Raw genomic sequence first — 12,271 nt, forward strand, 5'->3', positions numbered from 1 at the left:
CGTGGCTAATCTCGAAACATCTTGTTACGTGTAATGTATATTATGTTAAATCATATCCATTACAACGCCGCCGATTGAGCAACATCAACAAACGTCCGCTTCAAATGGATTAACTTGACCTGACTTTCGCTGACCCAAGGATTCCCCATGCCTGCCGAAGTGGATGTTGCGATTATTGGCGGTGGCCAGTCTGCACTCGCCGTCGCTTACTTCCTGCGCCGAACCGGGCGTTCCTTTGTCATTATCGATGCCGAAGCAGCACCGGGTGGCGCCTGGCGGCATGGCTGGGATTCCCTGCGACTGTTTTCACCGTCGACCTGGAGTTCCATCGCCGGTTGGATGATGCCTCCGGTCACTGACGGTTACCCCAGTCGCGACAACGTAGTCGATTACCTGCGCCAGTATGAGCAACGCTACCAATTTCCTGTCGCACGGCCCTACTGGGTCAACGCTATTGAACGTCGGGGCAATCACCTCAACGTAAAAGCCCAGGGTCGCAATTGGCTGGCCCGTACCGTGGTCAGTGCGACCGGCACTTGGCGTCATCCCTACCTGCCGCATTACCCAGGCAGCGAAACCTTTACGGGTCAGCAATTGCATTCGGCCCATTACGTTAACGCCAAGCCGTTTGCGGGGAAAAAAGTCCTGGTGGTGGGCGGTGGCAACTCCGGTGCGCAGATCCTCGCTGAAGTCTCGCAAGTGGCCGATGCCACTTGGGTTACTCCGCAGCCGCCAGAGTTTCTTGCCGATGACGTTGATGGACGCGTGCTCTTCGAGCGAGCCACCGAGCGCTGGAAAGCGCAACTGGCCGGCATCGTCATTGAACAGCCCGTTGGCGGCCTGGGCGATATCGTGATGGTGCCGCCAGTCGTTGAGGCACGGGAGCGCGGCGTGTTGCACGCGGTTCGGCCGTTCCTGCGCTTCACCGAGACCGGCGTGACTTGGGCTGATGGCTCGCAAACGCCGGTCGACGCGGTGATCTGGTGCACCGGCTTCCGCCCTGCCCTCGGCTATCTGGAATCACTGGGCGTGTGTTCCGCCGACGGGCGCGTGGCCGTCAAAGGTACGCATTCGATTCAGGAACCGCGTTTGTGGTTGGTGGGTTATGGCGACTGGACTGGTGCCGCTTCCGCGACACTGATCGGCGTGACCCGAACGGCGCGCAGTGTACCGTTGAGGAAATTGAGCGGTTTTTGCTGGAGCAGTGAGTCGGCGCAGCGCAGTTCAGGCAACGTTGAGGTCCCTCTCAGGAATTAAAATGTCTTAACCCGCTTTGTTCTCAACCAGGCAATTGCCTCCATCCACCACGAGCAATTCCCCTGTGATGTAACTCGCTTCAGGTGAAGCCAGGAATACAACGGCTGCGGCCACTTCGTCTGGTCGCCCCGCTCTCCCGAGAGGCGTAGAACATGCGGCTTTGACTTCATCAGGCGTGCTCGACCCTGTAGCTATCCAGCCAGGGGCAACTGAATTCACCGTGATACCTTGATGAGCCACCTCAAGGGCTAGACTCATGTTCATTCCTACCATTCCCGCCTTTGCAGCACTGTAAGCAGCCTCCCCTGGATTACTGGCCCGCGTGCCGGTAGTTGAGCTGATGTTCACTATGCGGCCATAGCCTCTCGCTCGCATCCCAGGCAACACCCCTTGGGTTAACAGAAACGCAGTTGTCAGATTTCTAGCGATGGATAGATTCCAGCTTTCGAGGCTCGTACTCGTGAACTCGGAGAACTGTTCTGGACTCCCTTGCATCGCCATACCGGCATTATTTACAAGAATATCGATGCGGCCCCAGACGGCCTCAGCCCAAGCGACGAATTCACTCACCTGATTTTCCTGAGTCAAGTCGACCGGTCGACCCACTGCTTCGAAGCCGGCGGCACGTAACTCCGCAACCCGCTCATTGATGCGTGCGCTGCTTGCCGTGACGATCAACTTGGCCCCTTGAGCGCCAAGGCGATGGGCAATGGCCATACCGATTCCAAGCTCACTGCCCGCTCCACTCACAAGTGCCACTTGATCTGCCCAGGTTGAATTCATCATCGTTGCCTCTGTTGAAGGTTTGCGAAGCACACGAGGCTTGCGACTGCCGCGCGACGAAATGTTTATGCATCAAGGCATGATTCGGGCTTTGAAGGTCTGGATCCTCTGAACTCCAAGCCTGTCCTGGAAATCCTCGCCAGAGCATTCCTGGGCGACACATTGGCCAATCATCCTCTGGCCTCACCTGTGTTCACGGACGTCACCGGTCTTCCACCAATCTTGGTGCAGATCGGCGAGAACGAGCTGATGTTGAGATGCAATGCGCCTTGCAGCTCACCTGGCTGATAACCGAGTTCGCGTGAACCTGGAAGTATGGCCTGCGATGTTCCACGCCTGGCACTTCTACGCCACCATGCTGCCAGAAGGTCAGCAGGCTATGGAGAGTTCCGTTCGCTTCATCGAGGCTGGCTTGGCCGACGCTAAGCGCTAAAACGCAGAGCAACCGCGTTGGCAGGGCCGTGTCCACTGAACTTCAAGGTCTACGCGATACCCTGAGCGCCAAGCCTGGCATCCACTTCGACGTTCAACCCAAGCACCTCATAGATCCGAGAAACCACCAGCATCGTCGCCTGCTCAACCGTTCCTTCATTACGGCACAACATCCAGCCGTGATCCTTGACCGCTTGCTCGAACATTTCCGTACACGCCACATGTGCGGCGTGCTTCTGGATCACAGTGCCGCCCAGTCCCCGCGAGCGCGTCGCCGCCCTCGCCCACGAAATATCCGGATCGGTGACGACGCCGACATGCAGATCTGGCACCCGCACGTCTCGCTCCATATTCAATTGAAGAATCTCGGCAAACGGGATGGTTTGGCGAAACGCGGCATCCGAGGGATACCAGCGATCGATCAAGATGATGCTGTCCAGCGGCTGCTTCGTCAGAACGTTCTGGGAGATCCAGCGACGGCTATCCGCAAGGCGCTGACACACAGCCCACTCCAGATCCCGGCAAGGATTTCTCGCCAGCGTGTTGACCAAGGCCATGGTTTCACCCCTGAACGGATCGCTTTTTCTCTCGCAAAGCCGGATGACTTTCTGGTTGCCCGCCCTCAGTACTTGCGTAACGGCCTCCAACAGTGTGGTTTTGCCGGTGCCTTTGGGCCCATCCAGAGAAACGAACAGCGGACGATTCATTGTTCACGCAACAATCAAGACATTGATGCCCACTCTAACCTCATTTCCGGTATTCCATCAGCGCATCCCTGCCCCTTGCTGATACTCCCGCGGGGTACAGCCAAACTCCCGGCGAAACACCGTGTGCAGATACTGCGCAGATTTAAACCCGCAACTGCGCGCCACGTCGGCGATCACCGAGTCAGTATTTTTCAATCCGCTGGTGGCGGCTGCCAGTTTGAAACGCAGGATCTCGTCATGCACGCTGCAGCCTCGCTCGGCGCGGAAATGCGCTTCGAGTGATGAACGCGACACACCGACATACGCCGCCACCTGCGCCGTTTTGATGCCCTGGCAAGCGTATTGTCGGATAAACAGCAGCGCCCGCATCACGTACGGATTGCCCAACGGTTGGTGCAAGCTCGACACCTGCACGTTCACAGCATCCGGCGGGATCAGGATCTGCGTACCGGTGGACGGCATCCCGTGCAGCATCTGGTGGAGTAATTGCGCGGCGGTACGGCCCATGGTTTCGGTGCCCTGGATGACTGAACTCAGCGGCACGCGGGTCAGGCTGCGGGTCAGCGGGTCGTTGTCGATGCCAATCAAGGCCACTTGCTCCGGCACGGCAATGCCTGCGGTCAGACAGGCTTGCAGCAACTGGCGCGCGCGGGCGTCGCTGACGGCGATGATGCCGATGGGTTTGGGCAGGCTTTGCAGCCAGGCGATCAGTTGTTCGACGGCGCTGTCCCACAGCGGTGCGCTGGTGCCCATGCCGCGATAGATTTCGCCGTGCAGACCATCGCGCTTCATCAATTTGCGGAAGGCTTTTTCGCGCTCTTGCGCCCAGCGATTGGCCTGCGCTTCAGGCAGGCTGAAACAGGCGAAACGCTGCAGTCCCGCCTCGATCAAGTGCGTGTAGGCCAGCGTTATCAGTGCGTTGTTATCGGTGGCGACGTAGGGAATCGCTTTCGGATAGGCGCGCTTATCTTCGTACGAGCCCCCTACTGCCACCACCGGCAACTGAATGTCGGCCAACGCCTCGCCAATCAGCGGATCGTCGAAGTCGGCGATGATCCCGTCACCCTGCCAGCGCTCGATGCCTTTCAAACGACAGAGAAAATCCTCTTCCAGAAACAGGTCCCAGGAGGCCCGAGTGCTGCTCAGGTAGTTGCCGATGCCGCTGATGATGCCACGGTCGTAGATCTTGCTGCCGTTGAACAACAGAGCGATGCGGTGAACAGGCGGTACGGTTTTCATTGTTTTTATGCTTGTCCCGAGCCCCTTGTCACAGAGGCGATTGACACAGACTAGGCGCCTGGCCGAAGAAGCTCAATACGCAAAATCGCACCCCGTGTTGATGCTTTTCATAATCAGCGGGGTCGGGGCCGTTGCTAGTATCGAGACACCGCCAAGAACAACAAGGACAAGGTCCATGCAGTATTTCCCTGATGTCGAGCCGATTCGCTACGAAGGCCCAAACAGCGATTCCCCCCTCTCCTTCCGTCACTACGACGCCGACAAACTCATCCTCGGCAAACCCATGCGCGAACACCTGCGCATGGCCGCCTGTTACTGGCACACGTTCGTCTGGCCGGGTTCCGATGTGTTCGGTGCGGGGACGTTCAAGCGCCCTTGGCAACACGCCGGCGATCCCATGGAATTGGCGATCGGCAAAGCAGCCGCGGCCTTCGAATTCTTCTCCAAACTGGGTATCGACTATTACTGCTTCCATGACACGGACGTCGCTCCGGAAGGCCAGTCACTGAAGGAGTACCGCAACCATTTCGCACAGATGGTTGATCACCTCGAGCGACATCAGGAACAAAGCGGGATCAAGCTGTTGTGGGGCACCGCCAATTGCTTCAGCAACCCGCGTTTCGCTGCCGGCGCCGCGAGCAACCCCGATCCGGAAGTGTTCGCCTGCGCCGCTGCCCAAGTGTTCAGCGCCATGAACGCGACCCATCGCCTGAAAGGCGCCAACTACGTGTTGTGGGGCGGCCGCGAAGGCTACGAAACCCTGCTCAACACGGACTTGAAACGGGAGCGCGAACAACTGGGCCGCTTTATGCGCATGGTGGTCGAGCATAAGCACAAAATCGGTTTCACCGGCGACCTGCTGATCGAACCTAAGCCGCAGGAGCCGACCAAGCACCAATACGATTACGACAGCGCCACCGTGTTCGGCTTTCTTCAGCAGTTCGGGCTGGAACACGAAATCAAGGTCAACATCGAAGCCAACCACGCGACCCTGGCCGGGCATAGCTTTCATCACGAAATTGCGACGGCCGTTTCCTTGGGGATTTTCGGCAGCATCGACGCCAACCGTGGCGATCCGCAAAACGGCTGGGACACCGACCAATTCCCTAACAGCGTCGAAGAGATGACCCTGGCCACCTATGAAATTCTCAAGGCCGGCGGCTTCAAGAATGGCGGTTTCAACTTCGACTCCAAGGTTCGCCGCCAGAGCCTCGATCAGATCGATCTGTTCCATGGCCACGTCGGCGCCATGGACGTTCTCGCCCTGTCGCTAGAACGCGCAGCGGCCATGGTGCAGAACGACGAACTGCAACGGCTCAAGGACCAACGCTACGCCGGTTGGCAGCAGCCGTTCGGGCAGGCGCTGATGGCGGGCGATTTCAACCTTGAGTCGTTGGCCGAGCTCGCGTTCACCAACGAGTTGAACCCGCAAGCCGTCAGCGGCCGCCAGGAAATGCTCGAGAACATCGTCAACCGCTACCTCTATCGCTGATCGCTACGAGAATCTGCCGGCGCTTCGACGCTGTGACAATTGCACGACAATTCTGTGCCTGCGGCGTCTGCGGATTCTCTACAGTTTTACCAGCCCGATACTCATCATCAGGCCGTGTCTTTCCAACAACAATAAAAGGACGCCCCACATGAAGAACGTAAAACGCACGTTATTGGCCACTGCTCTGGCCTTGCTGTCGCTGCCGGTGCTGGCTGACGCAGCCCACCCGAAAATCGGTTTCTCCATTGATGATCTGCGCCTAGAACGCTGGTCGCGTGACCGTGATTACTTCGTTGCGGCGGCCGAAAAAATGGACGCCAAGGTCTTCGTGCAGTCGGCGGATGCCAACGAGCAGAAGCAGATTTCCCAGATCGAAAACCTGATTTCCCGGGGCGTCGATGTCATCGTCATCGTGCCGTTCAACGCCACGGTGCTGACCAATGCGGTGGCCGAAGCGAAGAAGGCCGGGATCAAGGTCGTGTCCTATGATCGCCTGATCCTCAACGCCGATGTCGACGCCTATATTTCCTTCGATAACGAAAAGGTCGGTGAGATGCAGGCCAGCGGCGTGCTGAAAGCGGCGCCCAAGGGCAATTACTTTTTGCTCGGTGGTGCGCCCACCGATAACAACGCCAAGATCCTCCGTGAAGGCCAGATGAAAGTGCTGCAACCGGCCATCGACAAGGGTGATATCAAGATCGTCGGCCAGCAGTGGGTGAAGGAATGGAACCCGACCGAAGCGTTGAGCATTGTTGAAAACGCCCTGACCCGCAACGACAACAAAATCGACGGCATCGTCGCCTCCAACGACGCCACGGCCGGCGGCGCCATTCAGGCACTGGCGGCGCAGCAACTGGCCGGCAAGGTGCCGATTTCCGGGCAGGACGCCGACCTTGCCGCAGTCAAGCGCGTGATCGCCGGCACGCAAACCATGACCGTGTACAAACCATTGAAACTGATCGCCAGCGAAGCCGCCAAGCTCTCGGTACAACTGGCGCGCAACGAAAAACCCGCCTTCAGCTCGCAGTACGACAACGGCAGCAAAAAAGTCGACACCATCCTGCTCACGCCAACCCCGCTGACCAAGGACAACATCGACCTGCTCGAACAGGACGGCTTCTACACCAAGGCGCAGATTGCCGGGAAGTGATCACATCACAAATCCCCGGTTATACGAAAACCCTTGTGGGAGCGAGCCTGCTCGCGAAGGCGTTGTGTCAGTCAACGAAGCATTGTCTGAACTGACGCTTTCGCGAGCAAGCTCGCTCCCACAGGTTTCGTGGTGTGTGAGTCTTTGATATACGAGCCCTCTCCATGTCCGACTATCTGCTGCAAATGAACGGCATCGTCAAAACCTTCGGCGGTGTCAAAGCGCTGAACGGCATCGACATCAAGGTCAGGCCCGGCGAGTGCGTTGGCCTGTGCGGCGAGAATGGCGCCGGCAAGTCGACGCTGATGAAGATCCTTTCGGCGGTCTACCCGCACGGCACCTGGGACGGTGAAATCCTCTGGGACGGGCAACCACTCAGAGCGCAATCGATCAGTGAAACGGAAGCTGCCGGCATCGTCATCATTCACCAGGAACTGACGCTGGTGCCCGACCTGTCGGTGGCCGAAAACATTTTCATGGGCCACGAGCTGACACTGCCCGGCGGACGCATGAATTACCCGGCGATGATTCACCGCGCCGAAGCCCTGATGCGCGAATTGAAAGTCCCCGACATGAACGTATCGCTGCCGGTTTCGCAGTACGGCGGCGGCTATCAGCAACTGGTGGAAATCGCCAAGGCCCTGAACAAGAAGGCCCGCCTGCTGATCCTCGACGAGCCTTCATCAGCCTTGAGCCGTTCGGAAATCGAGGTGTTGCTGGACATCATTCGCGACCTCAAAGCCAAAGGCGTGGCCTGCGTCTACATCTCGCACAAGCTCGATGAAGTCGCCGCCGTGTGCGACACCATTTCGGTGATCCGCGACGGCAAACACATCGGCACCACTGCCATGGCCGACATGGACATTGCGCAGATCATCACCCAGATGGTCGGGCGGGAAATGAGCAACCTCTATCCCAGCGAGCCACACGACATTGGCGAGGTGATTTTCGAGGCCCGGCACATTACCTGCTACGACGTCGACAACCCCAAGCGCAAACGGGTCGACGATGTTTCCTTCGTGCTCAAACGCGGCGAGATCCTTGGTATCGCCGGGCTGGTCGGCGCAGGCCGCACCGAACTGGTGACCGCGCTGTTCGGCGCTTACCCCGGGCGCCACGAGGGCGAAGTCTGGCTGGACGGGCAAGCCATCGACACGCGCACGCCGCTCAAGTCCATCCGTGCCGGCCTGTGCCTGGTGCCGGAGGACCGCAAGCGCCAAGGCATTATTCCTGACCTAGGCGTTGGCCAGAACATCACCCTCGCCGTGCTGGACAACTACTCAAAACTGACCCGCATCGATGCCGAAGCCGAACTGGGCTGCATTGATCGGGAAATCTCGCGCCTGCACCTCAAGACCGCCAGCCCGTTCCTGCCGATCACCAGCCTCTCGGGGGGCAATCAGCAAAAAGCCGTGCTGGCGAAGATGCTGCTGGCCAAACCCCGGGTGCTGATTCTCGATGAGCCGACCCGAGGTGTGGACGTCGGCGCCAAATACGAAATCTACAAGTTGATGGGCGCGCTGGCCGCTGCCGGCGTGTCGATCATCATGGTCTCGTCGGAACTGGCCGAAGTGCTGGGTGTTTCCGACCGCGTGCTGGTGATCGGCGAAGGCCAGTTGCGTGGTGACTTCATCAACCATGAACTCACCCAGGAACAGGTGCTTGCCGCCGCCCTCAGCCAGCCTGGCAGCCATAACAATAATGATCGGAAATCCGCGTAAATGAATCAGGTCAAACAACTGTTCACCCGCTACAAAATGCTCGCGCTGGTGTTTGCCGTGGTGCTGATCTGGCTGTTCTTCAGCTGGCAGACCGAGGGCGGATTCCTGACCCCGCGCAATCTTTCCAATCTGCTGCGGCAAATGTCGATCACCGGCATTCTCGCCTGCGGCATGGTGCTGGTGATCATCAGCGGCGAGATCGATTTGTCGGTCGGCTCGTTGCTCGGTCTGCTCGGGGGTCTCGCGGCGATTCTCGATGTGGTCTATCACATTCCGCTGCTGGCGAACCTGAGTCTGGTTGCCCTCTGCGGGCTGATGATTGGCCTCGCCAACGGTTACATGGCGGCTTATCTGCGCATCCCCTCGTTCATCGTCGGTCTGGGCGGCATGCTGGCGTTTCGCGGGATTCTGCTGGGGATTACCGGCGGCACGACCATCGCACCGGTATCACCGGAACTGGTCTACATCGGCCAGGGTTACCTGCCCCACGCAATCGGCACTGGCCTGGGCATTTTTCTGTTCGCGCTGACGGTGTTCCTGACCTGGAAACAGCGGCGCAATCGCGCCCTGCACGGCCTCGCGGCGCATTCGTTGGTGCGTGATGTCGTCCGCGTGTTGGTGATCGGCGCCGTGCTCGCCGCTTTCGTGCAGACGCTGAACAGCTATGACGGCATTCCCGTGCCGGTCCTGCTGTTGCTGATTCTGCTGGGCGTGTTCAGCTACGTCACCAGTCAGACCGTGTTCGGGCGGCGCGTCTATGCCGTGGGCAGCAATATGGAAGCGACGCGCCTGTCCGGGATCAATGTGCAGGCGGTGAAGCTGTGGATCTTCGGAATCATGGGCGTGATGTGCGCCCTCGCCGGCGTGGTCAATACCGCGCGCCTCGCCGCCGGTTCGCCCTCGGCCGGGAGCATGGGCGAACTTGACGCCATCGCCGCGTGTTTTATCGGCGGCACCTCCATGCGCGGCGGTTCCGGCACGGTGTACGGCGCCCTCCTCGGCGCGCTGGTCATTACCAGTCTGGACAACGGCATGTCGATGCTTGACGTCGACAGCTATTGGCAGATGATCGTCAAGGGCAGCATTTTGGTGCTGGCAGTTTGGGTGGATGTGAGTACGCGGACCGGGCGCCGTTGAGCCGCAGGGGTCACGCTGCGGGCGTGGTTGCGGCCACCGGGCTGAGAATTTCCATGAGGAAATCGATAAACACATTGATCCGGCTGGACCCTCGGTGATTGGGTAAATACAACGCGTTGATGCACGTGCTGGCGCTGCCGGGATTGACCTCGTACTGCTCAAGCAAGCGGGTCAGCCGGCCGGCTGCCACGTCGTCGCGTACCAGCCAGTCGGCCAGCAGCGTCACCCCGCCGCCGCCGATGGCGGCTTCGCGCAGGATGTCGGCATTATTGCTTTGCAGGCGCCCGTGGACGTTGAGCTGGATGGGCGCGTCTTCATTCTGAAAAGTCCAGTGCTGGTGGGTGGCGCCGTAATCGAAACGCAGGCATTGATGCTCCAGCAAATCCCGTGGGTGACAGAGCGCTGCGCTACGCGCCAGATACGCCGGACTGGCCACCACCCAGCGTTCGAACTGCCCCACGCGTTTGCTGACGATGTCTTCACTGACCACCGACGATCCCAGCCGCACCGAAACATCAATCTGCTCGCTGAGCAGGTCGCTGACCTGATCGCTCAGCGACAGACTGATCTCAAGTCCCGGATGCCGCTCAAGCAAGCGGCTCAGGTGCGGCGCAATCAGGCGCCGACCGAACTCCACCGGCACGCTGATACGCAGACGGCCCTGCGCTTCGGCGCCACGATCGGCAACGACGGCATCGGCCTCGTCAATCGCGTCGAGAATCGCCACGGCTTTTTCGAAATAGGTCTGGCCGGCAACGGTCACGCTGGTGTTGCGCGTGGTGCGATTGAGCAGGCTCGCGCCCAACTCGTGTTCCAGCCCTGCGACTTGCCGTGTCACTGACGACGTTGATATCCCGAGTTTGCGCGCTGCCGAGGAATAGCCCCCGCAGCGCACGGTTTCCACAAACATCTTCAGTGCCAGCAACTTGTCCATAAGCGGGGTCCGGTCGAAAGGGAACGCGGATGATTGTGCATCACTGTTCCCCCCTCGTCTTGTACCGCCGTGCTTGCCCGCACTCGCCGGTTGTTCAGACATCGGCCTGGCGACTCAGGAACAAGCCGAGCGCCAGCGCTGGCAACAGCGCCACCGCGACGGCGGACAGGTTCCAGCCGAAATGCTCGTACAACGGGCTCGCAACCAGCGACCCCAGCGCACCGCCGACGAAAATACTGGTCATGTACACCGCGTTCAGGCGCGCACGGCTGTGCGGATCGAGGGCGTACACCTCACGCTGGCCGAGCACCATGTTCAATTGCACGGCGAAATCCAGCAGCACCGCGCACACCACCAGCCAAACATAGCCGCTGCCCGGGAGCGCGGCGATCAGCAGCGAAACCGGCGCCAGCAGCAATGCGACCAGCGTGCCGCGACGACCATGCCCGGCATCGGCCAGACGTCCGGCAATCGGCGCCGCAATGGCACCCACCGCACCAACCAGCGCGAAGATCGCGACTTGTGCCTGAGTGAAGCCGTGGTGACGCATCAGTTCAATCGGCGCGAGGGTCCAGAACAGGCTGAAACTGGCAAATAGCAGCCCTTGATACAACGAGCGCTGACGCAACAGCGGATAGCGCCGGGCCAAGGCAAACACCGAACCGATCAATGCAGCATACGAAGCTTTATGCGTCGGCAGCCGACGCGGCAGCGCCACCGCAGTGACCAGCGCGATGACCGCCATCAGGGCCGCCGCGCTGTAAAACACCCCGCGCCAGCCGAACACTTCAACCAACAGGCTCGACAGTGGCCGCGACAACAGAATCCCCAACAGCAGACCGCTCATGATATTGCCGACGACGCGGCCACGACTGGCCTCGGGCGCCAGGTGCGCCGCCAACGGCACAAGGATCTGCACGGCCACCGAGGTCAGACCGATCAGCAAAGACAACAGCAGGAACATCGACGGTGAATGGGTCAGCCCGGCGCACAGCAATGTGACGCTCGCCGCCAGGGTGAAGCCGACCACCAGCCGACGGTTTTCCATCAGGTCGGCCAGCGGCACCAGCAGTAACAGGCCCAGCGCGTAGCCAAATTGCGTCAGCGAAACGATCAGGCTGGCATTAGCGCTGGACAGACCGATCTGCGGTGCAATCAGTTCGACGATCGGCTGCGCGTAGTAAAGATTGGCCACGACCGCGCCACAGCAAAATGCCAGGAACGCGACCATCAGGCCGGACAGTGAAGTTGTCTGTTCGGCATTCGCCGCAACGGCCGGGTTACCCGTGAGCATGATGACACCTCATTGAGTTCAGGAAAGTGCTGCCAAGGCTACGGCCCTGTGGCGACGCGCAGAATCCACGCGGCGAGCAACGCAGTGATGCGTCCGGTGCAACGGCGCAAGCGTTGCTTCTCGCG

At 59.8% G+C, this 12,271-nt stretch carries 9 protein-coding genes and 2 pseudogenes; 6 read left to right on the forward strand and 5 right to left on the reverse strand.

Going from position 1 to position 12,271, the window contains the following annotated elements:
• Positions 1-147: 147 nt before the first annotated feature.
• Positions 148-1,208, forward strand: a pseudogene (locus tag CLU80_RS28580) (ArsO family NAD(P)H-dependent flavin-containing monooxygenase).
• Between the two features lie 55 nt (positions 1,209-1,263).
• Here the strand turns inward: CLU80_RS28580 and CLU80_RS28585 are convergent.
• The gene (locus CLU80_RS28585) at positions 1,264-2,040 is read right to left on the reverse strand and encodes an SDR family NAD(P)-dependent oxidoreductase (RefSeq protein ID WP_099759428.1); all 777 of its coding nucleotides are present in this window, start codon (positions 2,038-2,040) and stop codon (positions 1,264-1,266) included.
• An 84-nt stretch (positions 2,041-2,124) separates the two neighbouring features.
• On the opposite strand from CLU80_RS28585, the pseudogene CLU80_RS28590 reads away from it, so the two are divergent.
• Positions 2,125-2,473: pseudogene (locus tag CLU80_RS28590) on the forward strand (alpha/beta hydrolase fold domain-containing protein); the annotation flags it as partial.
• Between the two features lie 49 nt (positions 2,474-2,522).
• On the opposite strand, the gene CLU80_RS28595 reads toward CLU80_RS28590, so the two are convergent.
• Both CLU80_RS28595 and CLU80_RS28600 read right to left on the reverse strand, forming a co-directional pair.
• The gene (locus CLU80_RS28595; protein WP_099759139.1) at positions 2,523-3,179 is read right to left on the reverse strand and encodes a dTMP kinase; all 657 of its coding nucleotides are present in this window, start codon (positions 3,177-3,179) and stop codon (positions 2,523-2,525) included.
• Positions 3,180-3,236: 57 nt separating this feature from the next.
• Entirely contained in the window at positions 3,237-4,418 is a 1,182-nt protein-coding gene (locus CLU80_RS28600) for a XylR family transcriptional regulator (protein ID WP_099759140.1), read from the reverse strand.
• A 175-nt stretch (positions 4,419-4,593) separates the two neighbouring features.
• On the opposite strand from CLU80_RS28600, the gene xylA reads away from it, so the two are divergent.
• From xylA to CLU80_RS28620, 4 genes are all read left to right on the forward strand, one after another.
• Entirely contained in the window at positions 4,594-5,910 is a 1,317-nt protein-coding gene (gene xylA / locus CLU80_RS28605) for a xylose isomerase (RefSeq protein WP_099759141.1), read from the forward strand.
• 148 nt (positions 5,911-6,058) lie between these two features.
• Positions 6,059-7,060, forward strand: coding sequence for a D-xylose ABC transporter substrate-binding protein (gene xylF / locus CLU80_RS28610; protein WP_016986083.1), 1,002 nt, complete (start codon positions 6,059-6,061; stop codon positions 7,058-7,060).
• Between the two features lie 164 nt (positions 7,061-7,224).
• Positions 7,225-8,781, forward strand: coding sequence for a D-xylose ABC transporter ATP-binding protein (gene xylG / locus CLU80_RS28615; RefSeq protein WP_099759142.1), 1,557 nt, complete (start codon positions 7,225-7,227; stop codon positions 8,779-8,781).
• The gene (locus CLU80_RS28620; protein WP_099759143.1) at positions 8,782-9,918 is read left to right on the forward strand and encodes a sugar ABC transporter permease; all 1,137 of its coding nucleotides are present in this window, start codon (positions 8,782-8,784) and stop codon (positions 9,916-9,918) included.
• A 10-nt stretch (positions 9,919-9,928) separates the two neighbouring features.
• Here CLU80_RS28620 and CLU80_RS28625 read toward each other — a convergent pair whose 3' ends face one another.
• Both CLU80_RS28625 and CLU80_RS28630 read right to left on the reverse strand, forming a co-directional pair.
• Complete coding sequence (locus CLU80_RS28625) at positions 9,929-10,852, reverse strand: LysR family transcriptional regulator (protein ID WP_093431642.1); 924 nt, start codon at positions 10,850-10,852, stop codon at positions 9,929-9,931.
• Positions 10,853-10,946: 94 nt separating this feature from the next.
• Positions 10,947-12,146, reverse strand: a complete 1,200-nt coding sequence (locus tag CLU80_RS28630) for an MFS transporter (protein ID WP_099759144.1) — start codon at positions 12,144-12,146, stop codon at positions 10,947-10,949.
• Positions 12,147-12,271 lie beyond the last annotated feature (125 nt).

The organism is Pseudomonas sp. 29, assembly GCF_002754355.1.
Lineage (GTDB): Bacteria > Pseudomonadota > Gammaproteobacteria > Pseudomonadales > Pseudomonadaceae > Aquipseudomonas > Aquipseudomonas neuropathica.